Raw genomic sequence first — 19,244 nt, forward strand, 5'->3', positions numbered from 1 at the left:
AAGCGGGCGTTCCCTCCCAACTCCGCCGCCCTGTCGCGCACTTCGTTACGTGCGATCAATTCCGATCCGAATCACCTGGTCACCGCACGAATGAAGCCCCGGAAGGGGCCGCGCGGTCAAGGCGGCTTGCCCTGAAGGACATTGACATCGATCGAGCGGCTGATCGATGATCACGGTGCGCTTCGGGAGTTCCCCGAGAGCTCGCCGGAATGTGATTTCGTCTGTTCAGTGTGAAGCCGAGGGAGTCAACGTGCGCAGCGCCGATCGCGCGGGACAGTATTTCCTGACCGTCCATCAGGATTCCGGGCCACCCGCACCGTAGATCCGGTATCCGCGCCACCGCGAGCCCGTCTGCGGGGATCCCGGACCCAAGTTCGTCACTCTTTCCCCCTTTATGTCCGCCAGATCGGCGTGACCACTCTCCTCCAGCAGCCGGGTGGCGGCACCGTCGCCGCCCGCCCCGCCCTTTCCGCCCTCCATTCCCACCGGCTCATCACGGTCGTCCGTGCTTTCCGGCTCCCGGAACGGTGAACCCGTCCGTCCGGTCGAACGACGCCGTCCGTTCCCCACCATGGGAAGGCCAGGTTTCGGCAGTGCAGAAAACCCCCCACGCAATCCAGCATGCTCCCGCCCCGCGGAATACCGGCCTTTCCCGCGGGAATGCCGAGGAACCCCGATCTCGTATGCGGGACGCGTCCTTCGCCCAGCAACGGCTCTGGTTCCTGGCGCAATTGCCGGGCGCGAACGAGGCCTACAACGAGGCGCTCGCCTTCCAGCTCGAAGGACCCCTGGACGCCGACGCGTTCGGCCGGTCCCTCGACGCCCTGGTCGCCCGCCACGAGACGCTGCGCACCCGGCTGGTGACCGTCGACGGCGAGCTCCGGCAGTGCGTCGAGCCGCCCACCACCGGGTTCGCTCTGCTCCGCACCGACCTCACCGGGGCCCCCGACGCGTCGAAGGCTCTGGCCGCCCTGCGGGAGGCCGAGGCGTGCGCCCCCTTCGACCTGGAGGCCGGGCCCCTCGGCCGAGGCTGCCTGGTGACGTTGGAGGCCGACCGCCATGTGCTGCTCCTGACGTTCCACCACAGCATCTACGACGGCTGGTCGATGAACGTCATGATGCGCGAACTCGGCTCCCTGTACGAGGCGTTCAGGGCCGATGGTGACGACCCGCTGCCACCCCTCACCGTCCAGTACGCCGACCACGCGGTCGCCGAACGGGCCTCGGTGGCCGACGGCACGCTCGGCGCCCAGGAGGACTACTGGCGCCGGACCCTGGAGGACGCGCCACCCCTGCTGGAACTACCCACCGACCGCTCCCGTCCCGCCGAGCAGCAACACGACGGTGGACGCGTCGAGTTCCGTCTCGGACCGGAGGACACGGCGGCCCTGCGGACCCTCGCGCGCAGCCACGGCGCCACCCTCTTCGTCGCCGTCCTGACCGGCTGGTCGATTCTGCTGGCGCGGCTCTCCGGACAGACCGACATCGTTGTCGGCAGTCCCGTGGCGAACCGCCGTGATCCCGTCGCCCGGTCCCTGATCGGCTTCTTCGCCAACTCCCTGGCGCTGCGCGTCGATCTGTCCGGAGGACCGTCCGGCGCCGAGGCCCTCACCCGGACCCGGTCCGTCGTGCGCGGCGCCCTCGATCATCAGGCGCTGCCCTTCGAGCGGGTCGTGGAGATCGTCAACCCACCCCGGAGCGCGGCCCACGCGCCGCTGTTCCAGACGATGCTGGCGTGGGTTCCCGACCGCTCCGGCCTGCTGCGGCTGAACGGCGTCACCGTCGAGCCGCTGCCCATCCCGTACGCGCCCGCCAAGTTCGACCTCGCGCTGTCCGTCACCGAGTCCGCGGGGGGCCTCGCCGGGCATCTCGACTTCGCCACCGCCCTGTTCGACGAGGCCACCGTCCGACGCCACGCGGACCAGCTCCGACGCCTGCTCACCGACCTGGCCCACCGCCCCGAACAGCACATCGGCACGCTCGACCTGATGAGCCCGGAGGACCGTGACCTGCTCCTCGCCGAGGGCGAGTCCCCCCGCGCGGTCGCCGATACCCGCAGCAAGACGTCCGCGTCCCCGCTCCCCGGCCCCATCGCGCCCGGCTCCCCACTCGCCGCCTCCGCCCTCACCGACCTCTTCGAGACGCAGGCCCGCCGCCGCCCCCACGAAGCGGCCGTCGTCTGCACCCGGGGGACCACCGACTACGCGACACTCGACCGCAGGGCGAACCGGCTGGCCCACGCACTCGCGGACCGCTCCGTCGGCCCCGGCGACGTGGTCGGGCTGCACACCGGACGCACGGTCGACCTCGTCGTCGGCGTGCTCGGCATCCTCAAGGCCGGCGCCGCCTACCTTCCGCTCGACCCCGCCCAGCCGCAGACCCGCCTCGACGGCATGGTCGAGGACGCCGCATGCCCCCTGGTGCTGACCGACAGTCTCGAACACGTGCGGACCCGGGGATGGTCGGCCCTCACCGCCATCGAGACCCAGGGCGCGCTCTGCGACGCGCCGCCGGCCGTACCGCGAGCCCAGGACATGCTGGCCTACGTCATCTACACGTCCGGCTCCACGGGCCGCCCGAAGGGCGTCGCCGTCGAGCACCGCAGCGTGCTCAACCTCTTCGACACATGGCAGGAGCGGATGGGCAGCGGGCCCGCCGACGCCGGATCCGCCTGGTCCAGCATCGGCTTCGACGCCTCCGTGCACGAACTGCTGCTGCCGCTCACCACGGGCGCCAGTCTGCACATCGTCCCCGAGGAACTCCGCGGCGACCCCGAGTCGCTCGTGACGTGGCTGCGCGAGCACCGGATCGTCCAGGCCTTCCTGCCACCCGCGTACGTCCGCTGGCTCGACGAGGACCCCGCCACACGCCTCTCCGGCCTGCGGCTGCGCACCCTGCTCACCGGCATCGAGTCACTCCCCGAGGCCACCCTCCACCGGCTCACCCGTCACCTGCCCGGCCTCAAGGTGTGCTTCGGCTACGGGCCCACCGAGGCGACGCTGTACAGCACCGCCCACTACGACCCGCGCCCGCTGGACCGGCAGAGCCCGCTGGGCCGCCCCCTGCGCAACACGCGGCTCCGCCTGCTCGACGCCCACCTGCAGCCCGTACCGTCGGGCACCGTCGGCGAGGTGTACCTGGGTGGCGCCTGCCTGGCCCGCGGCTACCTCAACCGGCCCGACCTCACCGAGGAACGGTTCCTGCCCGACCCGTACCTCCCGGGCGAACGCCTCTACCGCACCGGAGACCTGGCCCGACGGCTCCCCGACGGAGACCTGCACTACGTGGGGCGCGCCGACGACCAGGTGAAGCTGCGCGGCTTCCGTATCGAACCCGCCGAGATCGAGGCGGCGCTGCTCGCCCTGGACGGCGTCAGGGAGGCCGTCGTGCTCACCGACCGCGACGCGCCGGGCGGGCCGCGCCTGGTCGCCGCCGTCGCCGCCACGCCCGGGGCGCGGGCAGATGCCCAGCCCTGGCGGACCGCGCTCACCCGGCACCTGCCCGACCACATGATCCCCGCGGTCGTCCTCGACCTCCCGGACCTGCCGCTCAACCACAGCGGCAAGGTCGACCGCCGCGCCCTGCTCGACCTCGCCCGCGCCCACCGGAACGACCAGGTGAACACCGGCAGCCCGCGCGACCACGTCGAACACGGCCTGTACCGCATATGGCGGGACATCCTGCTGCACCCCGACATCGGCATCGGCGACGACTTCTTCGAACTCGGCGGAACCTCACTGGCGGCCATCAAGATGGCCCACGCCGTCACCGAGGAGTTCGGCATCCGCGTGCCGGTCGCGGACGTCATGCTCCGGCCCACCATCGAGGCACTCGCCGGCACCCTGCGCGAGGGCCGGGCGTCCGAGGCACCCGGCAGCCTCGTCGAGTTCCGGCCCGGAACCCCCGGCGCCGCGGGCACTGCGCGCGTCGTCTGCGTCCATCCCGCAGGCGGCACCGCCTTCTGCTACCTGACCCTCGCCGCGCGACTCCCCGAGACGGCCGGCCTGTACGGCATCCAGTCACCGGGCGTGAACCCCGGCGAGGACCTGCTGCCGAGCGTCGAGGCCATGGCCGAGGCGTACCTCGCCCTCCTCGCCCCGTACGACGACGGACCCCTCGTCCTCACCGGCCTCTCCTACGGAGGCCTCGTCGCCCACGAGATGGGCCGTCTGACGGCCCGCGCCGGCCGCACCGACGTCAGCGTCGTCCTCCTCGACACCCAGGCCACCGACGACCCCGCCGAACGCGCCGCCATCGAGTCCGTCGACATGGCCGAGTTCCGCGACAAACTCGTGCGGTTCAACGGCATGTACCCCGGAATCGACGACGCCCAGGTCGAGCGGTACCACCGCATCTACAACCACAACCGCGCCACCGCGCGCGACCATCTGCCACACCCCTCGCCGACCCGGCTCGTGCTGGCCCAGGCCGTCGGCGACGGCAGCGACACGCCCCGTCACGCGGACGTCCGGGACTTCTGGGAGAGGCGCGCCCAGGGTCACTTCCGGGTCGAACCCGTGCCCTGCGACCACTGGGAGATGCTGGAGAAGGCCGAGGCGGGCCTGGTCGCGGACGTCCTCGGCGCCGAACTCGCCCACCACGCGGGCGCACCCGCCGAGCCGATCGGCGTCGGCCGGCAGGCGGCGGGGGAGCGACGATGACCCACGCCGGCCTCTCCCTCCTCGCCGACTCCGTTCGCGCGCAGGCGGCCCGCACACCCTCCGCACCCGCCGTCGAGGACGGCGACCGTCTCCTGGACTACGCCGAACTCGACGCCATCGCCGACCGGGTCGCCGCCCGACTGCGCGGCGCCGGCATCCTGGCGGGACAGGCCGTCGCGGTGGCCCTGCCCCGCTCCTGGCAGCTCGTCTGCGTCATGCTGGGCATCCGCCGCCACGGATGCACCGTCGTCCCCCTGGACCGGCTCAGCCCGGCGGACAGGCGCGGCCACATCCTCGACGACTCGGGCGCGGTCGCCGTCGTCCACGACAACACCCCGCACACCGTGCCCGACCACCTGGCCGGGCTCACCGCCGACACTCTCGTGGCGGCGGGACCGGTGTCACAGGTGCCGGCGGCCGACACCGGCGACGAGAGCGCCACGGGCACCGGCGCGCCGACCGCCTTCCTCTTCTACACGTCGGGAACCACCGGCCGTCCCAAGGGTGTCGAGGCCACCGACGAGGGCGTCCTCCGGCTCGCGCGGCCCGGCTACATCGGCATCGAGCCCGGCGACCGTTACGCCTGTCTCGCCAACCCCGCCTTCGACGCCCTCAGCTTCGAGGTGTGGACCCCCCTGCTCACCGGCGGCACCTGTGTCGTCCTCGACGATGGAGTGGTCCACGAGCCGTCCGCACTCGCCCAGGTCCTCCGCGACCGCGCCGTGGACACGGTCTTCATCACCGTCGCGCTGTTCAACGCGGTCGTCGACCAGGTCCCCGACTGCTTCGCCACCACCCGACAGGTCCTCGTCGGCGGCGAGCGCGTCGACGCCGGGATCCTCCGGGGCTGGTACCGGGCCAACCCGGGAGCCCGCACGGTCCTGCACAACGTGTACGGCCCCACCGAGACGACCACCTTCGCCCTGTGCTTCGCCGTACCCCGCGACTTCCACGGCGACGACGTCCCCATCGGCACCCCCCTGGCCGGCACCCGGTGCGCCACCGTGACCGCCGCCGGCACCCTGGCCCGGGCGGGCGAGACCGCCGAACTCGTCCTGGCGGGAGCGGCGTTGGCGCTCGGCTACCGCAACCTGCCCGAGGAGACGGCCCGGAGCTTCGCCCCCCTGCCGGCCGGCGACGACGACACTCGCTGGTACCGCACCGGCGACCTCGTCCGCGTCGACGAGAACGGCCTGGTGACGTACGTCGGACGGGCCGACCGCCAGGTCAAGGTGCGCGGCTTCCGCATCGAACCGGGCGAGGTCGAGCGCGGCATCATGACCCATCCCGCCGTACGCCACGCCTACGTGTGCACCCGGCGCGACGACAGCGGCCGCAACGAACTCCTCGCCTTCCTCGTCCCCGACGCCGAACTGCCCTACGAGGCCTACGAACTCCACCTCGACACCGCCCTCCCCGCCTACATGCGCCCCCATCACACCTACCTCGTGGGGGAGCTGCCTCTGAACGCCAACGGAAAGGTGGACGCCGAACGCCTGCTGCGCGAGCGCGGCACACCCTGGCGCGCGGAACGCCCGACGGAGTCACCCGTCACGCCGGAACAGCGGACCGTACTGGACCTGGCCGAGGACGTCCTCGGCGTACACGGTCTGACGCCGTCCGACCGCTGGATATCCAGCGGCGGCGACTCCCTCGCGGCCCTCCGCCTCCGCTTCGCCCTCCTGGAACACCACGGCGCGGACCTGCCCCACGACCTGCTCCTGCGCGCCGACTTCGCCACCATCGCCGAAGCGGTGCACCGCGCCGACGCCGCCGCGGGCGTCCATCCGCCGGTCCGCACGACGCCCGGCCTGCGCAGCGCCCCCGCGACCAGCGAACAGCAGCGACTCTGGCTGCTGCGCCAGCGCGACCCGCAGGACCGCTCCTACGACGTCCCGCTCACCTTCCAGGTCCGGGGCACGCCCGACCCCGCCGCGCTCCGGCACGCCCTCCGCTCCCTGGTGGTCCGACACCCCGCCTTGCGCACCCGTCTGACCGTCGGTCCGACGGGACTCGTCCAGGAGACCGCCGAGCCCTACGACCCGTGGCGGCCCGCGGACGAACGGGCGGGGGAGGGACGGCAGGAGGCCGCCGAGCGGTTCTTCGCGCCCGGATTCGACCTCGCCGACCCGCGCATGCTGCGCGCCGCCTTCCTGCCCGACACGGACGGCGGAACGCTCCTGCTCCACCTGCACCACATCGCCGTCGACGGCTGGTCGCTCAGCCTGCTGTTCCGCGACCTCACCGCCGCGTACACGGCCGCCCTCGACGGCACGCTCGCGGACACCGCCACCGAACCAGTCGTCAGCGAACCCGCCGTCACCACGCTCGACTTCGCCGCCTGGCAGCACGAATGGCGCACCAGCGCCGCCTACCGGCGGAAGCGCGGACGCCTGGCCGAGCACTACCGCGCCACGCCCGAAGTCTCGCCCCCGCTCGACCCCGTACCCGCCGGCGGCGGTGCCGCCGCCCGTCTGATCCGGACGTCCGTCGACCCGGCGCGCGCCGCCCAGCTGGACCGCTGGGCGGCACACCAGGGCGTGACCAGGTTCCACCTGCTGCTCTCCGCCTTCGCCTGCGCCCTCTACGGCGTCACCGGGCAGAGCCGCCCCCTTGTCGCCACACCCGTCGCGAGTCGTCCGCGTCCCGAGTTCGCCGACACCGTCGGCATGTTCGCCAACACCGTGCTGCTGCCCCTGCACACCGCCCCGCGGCGAGGCCTGCGGGCCCAGTTGCACGAGCACGCCACCAGCGCGGCCACCGTTCTCGACGGACAGGACATCGCCCTCGCCGACGTCCTGGACGACCACGCCTTCCGCACCGGAGGCCCCCTCTTCGACTACCTCTTCGTCCTGGAGAACACCGAGTTCGACGCACTGCGTCTGCCGGGCTGCACGCTGCGCCCGCGATGGACCGAGCCACCCGCCGCCAAGTGTGCTCTGACCCTGTCCGTCGTCGAGGACGGCTCCGGCCTCCAGTGCCTGTGGGAGTACGACCCCGCACGCGTGCCCGCCGACCGCGTGGACGCCGTGGCCCGGCTGTTCCGCACGGCTCTGGACGGGTTCACCCACCTGCCGGACCGGACGGTGGCCGACCTCGTCGCACCCTGGCGGACCGGCGCCGCCGCGACCGCCCGGGGCGGCGCGCTGCCGCAGGAGTTCCCCAGCATCGCGGAGGGCTTCGCCCGCCAGGTCCGGCACACCCCGGACGCGCCGGCCCTCGCGCACGGCACGGCGACCCTGAGCTACGCCCAACTCGACGCCGCAGCATCCTCGTTGGCCGCCGAGATCGGCCGCCTGCACCCCCTGCCCGCCGACCCGGCCGCTCCCGCGAGCGTCGCCCTCTACCTGGATCCGTCCCCCGAGCACGTCGTCGCCCTGCTCGCCTGCACCCGCCTCAACCTGACGGTCGTCCCGCTCGACCCGGCCTACCCGCCCGCGCTGCTCCGGCACGTCCTGCGGCAGGCGCAGCCACTCTGCGTCCTGCACGCTCCGCACACGGCCCCTGCCCTGGACGCCGTCGCCCCGACGGGCCTGCCCCGGTTTCCGCTCGTCCTCACCGACCTGCCGCCCGCCGGACCCGACACCGTGCCCCGCCCGGCGACACGGCCGCTGTACACCCTGTTCACCTCCGGCTCCACCGGTGTCCCCAAGGGTGTCCAGGTCCCCGACCGGACCCTGTGCAACCTCATCGCCTGGCAGCAGCGCGAGGCGGGCCCCGCGGGACCCGCCGTCACCCAGCAGTTCTCCATGCTGTCCTTCGACGTCTCCTTCCAGGAGATCTTCACGACGCTCTGCACCGGCGGCCTGCTCCGCCTGGTGGAACCCGCCTGGCGACAGGACCTCGCCACCCTGCTGGAACGGCTCGACACCGACGGGGTGGAGCGTCTGTTCCTGCCCTACGTGGCGCTGCAGCTCCTCGCCGAGCACGCCGTCCGCAGCGGGCGGTTCCCCGCGCGGCTGCGCGAGGTCGTCACCGCGGGGGAGCAACTGGTCTGCACCGACGCCATCCGCCAGTGGTTCGCCGGGCTCGACAACGCCCGCCTGTTCAACCACTACGGCCCCACCGAGACCCATGTGGTCAGCGGCCTGTGCCTGAGCGGCGACCCGGCCACCTGGCCGACCAGGCCCGCCATCGGCCGCCCGGTCGCGCACGCCGAACTGCATGTCGTGGACGCGGAGGACCACCCCGTCCCACCCGGTGTCACGGGCCGTCTCCTCGTCGGCGGCCCCATGGCCGCCCCGTGCTACCTCGGTGATCCCGGACTCAACCGTGACCGCTTCACCACCGGTCCCGACGGCGGCACCCTCTACCGCACCGGCGACCTGGCGCGCTTCGACGCACAGGGCCTGCTGCACTACGCCGGGCGGGAGGACGCACAGATCAAACTCAGCGGACACCGGCTCGAACTCGGCCAGGTCGAGGCCGCGTTGCTCCAGTACCCCGGCGTCACGAACGCGGTCGCCGTCGCCGTCGCCGACCACGGCCGGCTCGTCGCCTGCCTGGAGTGCCGCGGCCCCGACCCCGACCCAGCGGACCTGGACCGCCACCTCGGTGAACTGCTGCCCGCCCACGTCCGGCTGGGGCGCGTCCGCCGGCTGCAGGCGCTGCCGCGAACCCCGAGCGGCAAGCTCGACCGGGCGGCCGCGCTCACCGCGGACGGAGTCGACCTGGGCGCCACCGGCGCGTCCGACGGTTCGCTGTCACCTCTGGAGGCCCGGCTCACCGAGCTGTTCGCCGTCGTCACCGGCAGGCGGCCCGCGCCGGAACAGCACTACTTCGACGCCGGTGCCGGCAGCCTCGACCTGATGCGGTTCCACCTCCACTGCACCACGGAGGCCGGGTTGTCCTTCCGTATGGCCGACCTGTTCGAGCACGTCACCGTCCGGTCCCTGGCCGCGGCCCTCACCCGTCCCACCCCGTCCTCCGCGCCCGTGGAGCCGGCGGAGACCTCACATCCCGAGGACCCGACTCCGGTCACCGCCGCCGCACCCGGCTCCGAGACCCCCTCCCAGGACGCCATCGACGCCGGACCACGCGCCGCCGTCCGCGCACCCCGGCCCGGCGACACGGAGCCGTCGGTGGAGCCCGTCGCCGTCGTCGGCATGGCCGTGCGGCTGCCCGGCGCCCCCGACCTCGCGGCCTTCTGGGACCTGGTCACCTCCGGCCGACGCGGGGTGGAGCACTTCACCGCCCCCGCCGGCCGGGTCGGCGCACGCAGCCAGTCCGACCGTCCGCTGGCCTTCGACCCCGCGCGCTTCACCATCAGCCCGCACGAAGCACGGCTGATGGACCCGCAGCAGCGCCAGATGCTCATGGTCTGCGTGGAGGCCCTCGCCCACGCGGGCATCGCCGACCCCGCCGGGCGACAGGTCGGACTGATCGCCGCCTGCGGCGAGAACACCTACTTCCAGCGGCTGATCCGGGAAGCCGGGCCCGACGACCTCCCCGACAGCTTCCGGCTCGCCCTGCACCACGAGAAGGACTTCCTCGCGACCAAGGCCGCCTACCATCTCGGCCTGACCGGGCCCGCGTTCAGCGTCCAGACGGCCTGTTCCAGCTCCCTGGTCGGCGTCCACCTCGCCGCCCAGCTGCTCCGCCAGGGCGACGCCGAGATCATGCTCGCCGGGGGAGTGCTGGTCGACGCGGAACTCACCGACGGCTACACCTACCGCCCCCAGCACATCTTCTCCCCGGACGGCCACTGCCGGGCCTTCAGCGCCGACGCGGGCGGCACCGTCGGAGGCAGCGGGGCGGCGGTCGTCGTCCTGAAACCACTGAGCCTGGCCCGCCGCGACGGCGACACCGTCTACGCCCTCGTCACCGGCTCCGCCGTGAACAACGACGGCGCGGACAAGCTCGGTTACAGCGCGCCGTCCCTGTCCGGGCAGCGCGCGGCCGTCCGGACCGCACTGCGCCGCGCGGGACGCCGGGGCGCCGACGTCGGCTACGTCGAGGCCCACGGCACGGGCACCCGCCTCGGTGACCCCGTCGAGGCGGGCGCTCTCCAGGACGCGTACGACGTGCCGCGGGGGCACCGGATCGCCGTGTCGTCGGTGAAGAGCCAGATCGGTCACCTGGGCGCCGCCGCGGGCGTGACGGGTCTCGTCCGTGCGGTCCTCGCCGTGCACCACGCGACGATCCCCCCGACCGCCGACTTCGACCGGCTCAACCCCGAGATCGACGCCACGGCCTTCCGCGTCCCGGTGACCGCGGAGCCCTGGCGGTCGGCGGGACCGCGCCTCGCCGCCGTCAGCAGCTTCGGCATCGGCGGGACCAACGCCCACGTCCTGGTCGAGGAGGCCCCGCCCGGCGCGGCCGAAGGCTCCACGGACAGGGCCGACCGCGCCGGGACCGGGGACCTGACGTTCGCGACGGAGGCGGTCCCGACGGACGTACGGGCGCAGGACCGCGCAACTCCCTTTGCCGCACGGCACCTTGGATCCGCGTCCGACGCTGTGAGGACGGGGTCCGGGGGTGCCGAACCCCTCCGGGCCGACACCCCTGAAGCGCACGCGTTCGTGCCGCTCCTGGCGCTGTCCGCGCACAGTGCGCCGGCGCTCCGAGCGGACGCCCGCCGAGCGGCCGACCACCTGGCCGCCCACCCCGACCGCTACGAGCAGGTCGTACGCCATCTGCGGAGCGGACGCCCCGCACTCGACCACCGGGCGGCCCGCCTGCTCCCCGACGTGCACGCGGCCGTCGACTGGCTGCGCACCGTGGAGCCCGTCGCCGTCCCCCGGACGCGGGGTGAACACGTGGACGCCCGTCGGGCGACACCGGAGGAACTGGCGGACGCCTGGTGCGCCGGCCGTCCCGTGAACTGGCGGGAGCACCCCGTCCCGGCCCCCTGGGACTTCCCGCCCCCGTCCTTCGACCTCACCGACTACGACCTCCGCCGCTCCGGGAACCCGGAGGGGCCCGGGTTCCCGCAACGGCTGCCCGCCGACCGGTGGCTGCACCAGAAGCACTGGGTCCGGACGCGCCGGGCCCGCACCGGGCCCGCTCCCGCCGCAGCACGCACCGTGGTCGTGGTCGGCGACGCGGCGACGGAGTGGAGCGCCTGGGCGGCTCCGGGCCGGGGCGGAGCACGCGTGGTGCGCGTCGAGGCGGGACCCGCCTTCGCCCGCCTCGGGCCGGACACGTACCGCGCCGATCCCTCCGACGCCGGACAACTCGGCCGCATCATCGCTGACGTGAGCCGCGAAACCGGCGCGCACACCGACTGGCTGCACACCCTGCCCCTCGCCGTGCGGGGTCCGGTCGACGAGTCCACCGTCGACGCCGCCGTTCACGCGTGCCTCGACACGGTCGCCGCCCTGTGCACGGCACTGGCGGACGTCCCCCCGGACGTACGACCCCGGCCGTGGGTGCTGACGCATGCCGTCCAGCCCGTGGCAGGCCCCACCGGGCGGCCCGAACTCGCTCTGACGGCAGCGGCGAGCGAAGCGCCCCGTCAGGAACTCGGCCTGACCGTACGGTGGGTGGACCTCCCGGACGCCGAACCCGGCCACTGGGCGGACCGGTTGACCGCGCTCCTCGCCGACACCGCGCCCACCGGGCCCCGCCTCGCGCTGCGCGACGGGCACTGGTGGCAGCCGGTACGCCTGCCCGTGACCGAGACGCCGTCCGACGGCCTGCCGGGGCACGGATCCCCGGCCCGGCCGCAGCCCGGCACGCACCTCGTCCTGGGCGGCACCGGGGGGATCGGCAGCACGCTCGCCGCGCGCATCCTGCGGGAACCGGACACCCGGGTCGTGCTCCTGTCGCGCAGAGGCGAACTGCCCGCGGCGCTCGCCGCCTGGCGGGACCGCGTCACCTGTGTGCGAGCGGACCTGGCCGAGGAGTCCCTGGACGCCATCGCCGCCCGCCTCGGCCCCCGGCTCGACGGGCTGACCGGCGTCGTCCACGCGGCGGGCACCGCGCACGGAACGCTCCTCGTGCGGCGGGACGCGGCAGCCGCCCGCCGGGGCATCGCGGCCAAACTCCGGGGCGCCCTGCTGACCGAGCGGCTCATCGCCACGCACCGGCCCGGCACGGTCGTCTACTGCTCCTCCATGGCAGCCGAGCTGGGCGGGATCGGACAGTTCGACTACGCCGGCGCCAATGGCCTCCTCGACGGCTTCGCCCACCACACGAGCGGCGACGACGGCACCGCACGAACCGTCGTCGCCTGGGACGCCTGGCGCGAGGTCGGCATGGCGCACGACGCCCGAGTGCGGGACGCACGCCACCGGGCGCACCTCGACGTCGCGCTCACCCCGGCGGAGGGCGTGGATGTGTTCGACCGGGCGATGGAGCTACAACTCCCCCAACTCCTCGTCTGCACCACCGACCTGGCCGAGGCCGTCCGCTTCTACGAAGCCGTCCCCGACACCACCCCGGCCACCGGCGCGGACCCGCGGTCCGAACCCGGCCCGGAGCCCGGTACACCGATCACCCACACCCGAGCCGAGTCCCCCGACGGCGACCCGGCAGCCGCGCTGCGGGAGGCGACCCGTTCCCTGCTCGGCCTGGACACCCTGGACGAGGCCGCCCCGCTGTACGACCTCGGCGCCGACTCCCTGACCCTGCTGGAGCTCCTGGACGAGGTGAAACGGCTCTACGGCACCGACCTGGACCTGTCCCGGCTCACCCACCGGGTCACCTTGAACGAGATCCTGGGCCACCTCACGGCCGTCCGGCCGGCACCCCGTACCCACGCGGTGGCGGTCGACGTCTGGCAGCGCGGAACGGGCCCGGGCGTGCTCTGCCTCGTCCACCCCGTCGGGGGCGACATCCAGGCATACCGCGCCCTCGTCTCCGCCCTGCCCGACCGGCTGACGGTCTGTCTGATCGCCGACCCGGCACTGTCCGCCCCGGACGCGCCCGACTGGTCCCTCACCGAACGCGCCGCCCAGTACCTCGCCGCCGTCCGACGGGAGTTCCCCGCGGCGGGACGACAACTGCGGCTCGCGGGATGGTCGTTCGGGGCATGGACCGCGCTCACGATGGCGGCCCTCGCGGAAGAGGCCGGTGAAGCCCCCGGCGCCCTCTACCTGCTCGATCCGCCGTCCCCCGACCCGGCCGCGCGTCCCACGGTCGACGAGGAACAGGTGGCGGCCGTGTTCGCCCTCGAACTCCGCGGCAACCGCGCCGACCACGCCCTCACCGAACAGGGCAGGGCCTACGCCGAACGGCTCGCCCAGTGCTGCCGGGCCAACCTCGCCGCCCTGGCCGGGCACCGGCTGCCCCGCCTGACGAGGACCCCCGGCTCGCTCTGGCTCGCCCAACAGCCCGTCGGGGAACTGCCGGTGGCGATGGCGGCGCCGTCGACCGCCGCCGAGTGGGAGCCCCGTCTGCCCGCCGCGTTCCGCACCCACCACGTTCCCGTCACGCACTACGAACTCGTCGCCGACCCCCACGTGCGCGCGGTGGCCGAGGTCATCGCGGGCGACCTCACCGCTTCCGCTCCGTTGCCCGATCCCCCGCCCGGCGTCCCCGAGCACCCCGCCCCCGCCGCCAGTTCCTGACCCCGGCAGCCGAGGAGACCTCCCTGTGGCACACCCGTACACCCGACTGCCGGCCCGCTCGTTCTGGCGGACGGCCGTCGCAGAACCCGCCCCGCAGGACATCGCCGACCTGTGGAGCCCCAAGTTCCCTATCGGACAGGACGATCCGGTGGTCACCGCCGGCTCCTGCTTCGCCCGGCACATCGGTCCGGCCCTGCTCGCCGAGGGCATGCACTGGTACGACGCCGAACTCCCGCCTCCCGGACTGACCCCGGCCGAGCGCGAGCAGCGAGGCTACCGCCGCTTCTCCTTCCGCACCGGCAACATCTACACCGCGGCCGCCCTGCGCCAGTGGATCGCCTGGGCCCTGGACGAGGAGAAGCCTCCCGAAGACTGGTGGACGTCCGAGAAGGGACTGATCGACCCCTACCGCCCGGCACTTCAGCCGGGCGGGTTCACCTCCTTGGAGGAAGCCCGCGCCGCCCGCTCGGTGACCCTCGCCGCCATCCGTGCCGCGCTGACGACGGCCCGCGTCCTCGTCTTCACCCTGGGTCTCACCGAGGCCTGGTGGGACACCGGGACCGACACCGTCCTGCCGATGTGCCCGGGCACCGTCGGCGGCACCTACGATCCCGCCCGGCACGTCCTGCGCAACCACACGGTGGCGGAGGTCACCGACGACCTGAGCGCCGCGCTGGGCATGGCGCGCGGCGTCAACCCCCGCCTCCGGACGCTCCTCACCGTGTCGCCGGTCCCGCTCACCGCGACCGCCACGGGGCGGCACGCCCTGGTCGCCACCACCCACTCCAAGTCCGTCCTGCGAGCCGCAGCCGGCCAACTCGCCGACGAGCACGACCACGTCGACTACTTCCCGTCGTACGAGATCGTCACCGGATTCCCCTACCGGGCGATGTCCTACGAACCGAACCTGCGCACCGTCACCCCCGACGGGGTGGCCTTCGTGATGAGCCACTTCTTCGCGGGAACCACCGGACGGCGCTCCGGCGAAGGGCCGCGCCACGACCGCCCGGCCACCGTGCCGGCCCCGCCCAGCCACGGTGGAGAGGAGCAAGGGTGTGACGACGCCGTACTCGACTACTACGGGCCGGGCTCGGTTCCTCCTGCTCGGTGACTCGCACGCCGGAGCCGTCGGCCGGGCGGCGCGCGCGGCCGGCCTGCCCTTCGCCGGCGGCCCGACCGGCTCCGGACGGGACTTCCTCGGACCGTTCTTCGACCCGCGCGGCGCGGACGACATCACCTTCCGTGACGCCGAGGCCGAACGCCTGTACCGGGGGTTCCTCGACACGCTCGACACCCGGGCGCTCGGGCGGCTCACCGTGCCCTTGGTGTGCACCTTCGGCCTGAGCGTCCACACCGTCGCCACGGCGGCCAACTGGTCCGTGCACCGCGACACCGAAGGCGCGTACACGCCCGGGTTCCTCACGAGCGCCCTCTTCGGCGACCTCGTACGTGCCACCGCCCGCGGTGCGTTGGCGTTCTACGACCGTGCCGCCGCCCTCGGACTGCGCACGCTCGCCCTGCTGCCCCCGCAACGCGTGCCCGGCATGGCGGACCCCCGGGTCTTCTTCGCGGCACAGGACGTCCTCCACGAGGAACTGCGCGCCCGGGGAGTCGAGACCGTCGATCTCCGTGCCCACGTGGCCTCCGCCGACGGCCTGCAACGCCCCGCGTTCTGCGAACCCGACGACACCATCCACGGCAGCCTCGCCTTCGGCCGCCTCGTCGTCGCCGCACTGCTCGACCGGGGCGTGTGACTCCGCCCCCTCCGCCTCTCCTCCCCATCGCCCACCCCCGACCACCAGCGAGGACACCATGGACCCGTACGCACTCGAAGCCGTCGAGCGGATCACCACCCGCCCCGCCGAGCCCTACGAGACGATCACCGTCGACACGATCACCCCGCTCATCGGCGCGGAGGTGTCCGGCGTCGACCTGAACGAGGAACTCACCCCGCAGCAGGAGAAGGAGATCCGCGCCGCGTTCCTCGACCATCACGTCCTCGTCTTCCGCGACCAGGACCTCACCACCGAACGGCACAAGCGCTTCGCCGCCCTCTTCGGCGAACTCCACCCGGTCGCGCTCCCGGAGGAGGGCAGCGACCCGCACATACTGGAGATCAGGGCGACGAAGGAGTCCCGCGCCGTCGCCGGCAACGGATGGCACGCGGACGGCACCGCCGACGCCGAGCCGTCCCTCGGATCCATGCTGCACATCACGACCGTCCCGGAGGGCGGCAGCGGCGGCGACACCCTGTTCGCGAACATGCACCTCGCCTACGAGCTGCTGTCCCCGGCCATGCGCACTTTCCTTGACGGTCTGACCGCCGTGCACGACGGCGCGCTGCCCTGGATGGGGCAGCCCATCCCGCCCGAGTACGACGTCCCGCGGACCGAACACCCCGTCGTCGTCCGCCACGCCGACACCGGCCGCAAGCTGCTCTTCGTCAACGGCCCCTACACGTCGCACATCACCCAGCTGTCACGCTCCGAGAGCACGGCCCTCCTGGACATGCTCTACGCGCACATCGCCCGCACCCCGCTCCTGCAGTGCCGCGTCCGCTGGCAGCCGCGCACCCTCGTGTTCTGGGACAACCGCTGCGTGCAGCACCACGCGGTCTGGGACTACTTCCCGCACAGCCGCTACGGCCGCCGCGTCGCCATCAACGGCACCCGTCCCCAGGCCTGAAGCCCCCCGACCGATCGACCGCGTACGCCTTCCCGGACCGAGGGACACCGTCCATGAACACGACGCCCGCCACCGCACCACCCGGGACGACAGCGAAACCGGCCGCCGCCGGTTCCGGGGAGGCACCCGCTCCCGTGACCCCACCGCACTGGACCGAACAACTGACCTCGGCCCTGCGGGAGGGACTCGCGACGGACGAGGTCCTCGTCCCCACCGCGGATGCCCTCCGGCTCGGAGGTCTCCGAGCACTTCACCACTGGTACGCCCGGACCACCCTGCCCCTGCTGGCGGCCGGCGATCCGACCGGCGGCGACCAGACCACACGGGCCCGCACACCGGTGGGGCCACTGATCGACCTCCACCTGCGCGCCGCCGAGGGCACCCTCGCTCCGGCAGCCGTCTGGGCCGCCGGCCTCCACCCGGTGCTCCTGGCCACCTACCGCAGGGCCTATCCGCAGGCGGCCGCCTACGCCGAGGCGCACGCCAACGCCCGCGACTACGCCCTGGCGAACGGCCGGACCGGCACCGAAGCCGACGAGTACGGGCACACGTACGCCCGCCTCAGCACGACCGCGAACGCCGAGGCGTTCGCGACCGCCCACGCGGACGCCCTCACTCCGGCCCTGTCCCAGGCGTACGCCACCGCCGACCCCGCCGCCTACACGGCCACGTTCCCGTCCTCCCAGACCCGAGCCACGGTCCGTGCCGCGTCCACCGCCGCGGACACCCCGGTCCCGTCGGTCCTGCACCACCTCGCGACGGGCCTGGCGACAGCCCTGAGGGAACGGAGACACTGAGACGTGAGGAGCCCGAGGCCGGTGGGCGCCGGACTCAATACCCGTAACTCGTCGTGTACGCGCACTCCGTGTACACGTACCCCGGTCGCAGCTTCGCCGTGTCCGAGGCCGGCGTCCTGCCTGTTCCGGCGTGGGACTTGTGGACGAAGTAGGTCGTGCCGACGGGGAGGCGGATGGTCCTGTGGGGGTAGTTCCTGCCGCTGTCGCTGCACGGTTTGAAGCCGATGGCGATGGTGCTGCCGAGCGAGTAGGCGGAGCACTTCCCGCAGGCCTTGAGGGTGAAGCTGCCGGTCACGGGTCCGGTGTAGAGGACCGTGATGTCGTCGGGGCTGTCGTTCTTGACGGTCACGGCGATACTGCCCCCCGAGCCGGTGCCCGGCAGCCGCTTGCCGGCGGCGGGTACCGTCTGGGCCACCTCGGCGGCGATGGCGATCTTCCGCGCGCGCGCCCGGTTCCTGTCGTGCGGATTGCTCTTGGCGAAGGCGTTCATCGTGGCGACGGCCTCGGTGTACTTCGCCTCCTTGTACTGGTCCACCCCGCAGGTGTACGTACCCGAACTCGCGCTCCGCGCCGCCCTGTCGGCGTCCTTGCCGAAGGCGTCGTCCAGCCCGGCCTGCTCGCCGTGCAGCCCCCGCACCTGCGTACCGAGGGTCTCCAGCCGGGCGACCGCCGCACAGGGGTCGTCACCGCCCACCGACTTGACCGCCTTGTCGACCGCGTCCCGCACCGCGGGCTCCACCCTGCCCGCCTGCTCGGACTCGGGGAACGTCGACAGGAGTTCGCCGAACTGCGTCGTCCAGTCGCCCGCCCCGGCACCGAGCGACGTCGCCGCGCAGGTGTAGAGCGACGTGGCCAGCCGGTCGTCGGGCCAGGTGGTCAGGTCGCCCAGCTTGTTCCTGGCGATCGTGCGGGGGACCGTACGGAGGTACTCCAACGGAGCTACGGCGGCGCAGTAGTCCTTCTGCCCGTAGGGCGTGGCGACCGTGGCGTAGTACGTCTTGAGCCGGTCCGGGACCTGCTGGGCCGCGCGTGAGTCCGGGTGGTCGTCGCTGAGCCCGTCGTAGGCGGCGAGGGCGCGGCGGTAGTCGGCCTCGACCGTCCGGAACGGCTGCTTCCCGGACTGCTCGACCAGATGGTCGGCCCGCTCCAGCCGGTCCAGCAGCATCTGTTCGGTGGCTTCGTCCCGCGCGTCGCCGTACAGGACGGCCCCGCCGGCCGGGACGGCCAGCAGCACGAGGCCGAGCACCGCGGCGATCAGGGCACTCGGCAACAGGGCCAAGCGCGTCCGCAGGCCGACCGAGGCGCCGTGAGCGGCGGCGAGCAGCAGGAAGAGGACATAGATGACGACCGCCGAGCCCGGGACACCGTCCGGGTCCGCGGGCAGGGCCACGAGGAGCAGGACGGCCGTCGCGACCCAGCACACGGCCATCAGCAGCCAGCGCCGCAGGACGGCGTAACCGAGCCCGAGCCCCGAGAGATTGAGGAGCGCCACCGCGACGGCCCGCCACGGGTCCGCCGGAGCGGGTGGCGGTGCCGTCGGCATCGGTGGAACCACGAAGTGGTCACCTGATCCGTGCTGATCCCAGGAC

General features: G+C 73.4%; 7 protein-coding genes. 6 read left to right on the top strand and 1 reads right to left on the bottom strand.

Annotated elements, in window-relative coordinates:
* The first annotated feature begins 683 nt into the window (after positions 1 to 683).
* The 6 genes from OG406_RS37055 to OG406_RS37080 are packed head-to-tail and all read left to right on the top strand — an operon-like array spanning position 684 to position 17,655.
* Complete coding sequence (locus OG406_RS37055; protein WP_329190098.1) at positions 684 to 4,661, top strand: non-ribosomal peptide synthetase; 3,978 nt, start codon at positions 684 to 686, stop codon at positions 4,659 to 4,661.
* On the top strand, positions 4,658 to 14,173 hold the full coding sequence (locus OG406_RS37060) for a non-ribosomal peptide synthetase (protein WP_329190100.1): 9,516 nt from the start codon (positions 4,658 to 4,660) through the stop codon (positions 14,171 to 14,173). The genes OG406_RS37055 and OG406_RS37060 overlap by 4 nt, the downstream gene beginning before the upstream one ends.
* A 25-nt stretch (positions 14,174 to 14,198) precedes the next feature.
* Positions 14,199 to 15,284: a GSCFA domain-containing protein gene (locus OG406_RS37065; RefSeq protein WP_267051840.1), complete on the top strand. Its 1,086-nt coding sequence runs from the start codon at positions 14,199 to 14,201 to the stop codon at positions 15,282 to 15,284.
* Positions 15,229 to 15,927 (top strand): hypothetical protein, encoded by a 699-nt coding sequence (locus OG406_RS37070; RefSeq protein ID WP_267051841.1) that lies wholly within the window; start codon positions 15,229 to 15,231, stop codon positions 15,925 to 15,927. Before OG406_RS37065 ends, OG406_RS37070 begins: the two co-directional genes overlap by 56 nt.
* Positions 15,928 to 15,985: 58 nt before the next feature.
* Positions 15,986 to 16,858, top strand: coding sequence for a TauD/TfdA dioxygenase family protein (locus tag OG406_RS37075; RefSeq protein ID WP_266610353.1), 873 nt, complete (start codon positions 15,986 to 15,988; stop codon positions 16,856 to 16,858).
* 53 nt (positions 16,859 to 16,911) lie between these two features.
* Complete coding sequence (locus OG406_RS37080; RefSeq protein WP_267051842.1) at positions 16,912 to 17,655, top strand: hypothetical protein; 744 nt, start codon at positions 16,912 to 16,914, stop codon at positions 17,653 to 17,655.
* Between the two features lie 34 nt (positions 17,656 to 17,689).
* Here the strand turns inward: OG406_RS37080 and OG406_RS37085 are convergent, their stop codons facing one another.
* On the bottom strand, positions 17,690 to 19,198 hold the full coding sequence (locus OG406_RS37085) for a hypothetical protein (protein WP_329190104.1): 1,509 nt from the start codon (positions 19,196 to 19,198) through the stop codon (positions 17,690 to 17,692).
* Positions 19,199 to 19,244 lie beyond the last annotated feature (46 nt).

It is taken from the genome of Streptomyces sp. NBC_01428, assembly GCF_036231965.1.
Classification (GTDB): Bacteria; Actinomycetota; Actinomycetes; order Streptomycetales; family Streptomycetaceae; genus Streptomyces.

What these genes read in the sequence shown, in the direction of transcription:
- OG406_RS37055 (WP_329190098.1), top strand. Translation starts at nt 684, where the DNA reads ATGCGGGACGCGTCCTTCGCCCAGCAACGGCTCTGGTTCCTGGCGCAA.
- OG406_RS37060 (WP_329190100.1), top strand. Translation starts at nt 4,658, where the DNA reads ATGACCCACGCCGGCCTCTCCCTCCTCGCCGACTCCGTTCGCGCGCAG.
- OG406_RS37075 (WP_266610353.1), top strand. Translation starts at nt 15,986, where the DNA reads ATGGACCCGTACGCACTCGAAGCCGTCGAGCGGATCACCACCCGCCCC.
- OG406_RS37080 (WP_267051842.1), top strand. Translation starts at nt 16,912, where the DNA reads ATGAACACGACGCCCGCCACCGCACCACCCGGGACGACAGCGAAACCG.
- OG406_RS37085 (WP_329190104.1), bottom strand. Translation starts at nt 19,198, where the DNA reads ATGCCGACGGCACCGCCACCCGCTCCGGCGGACCCGTGGCGGGCCGTC.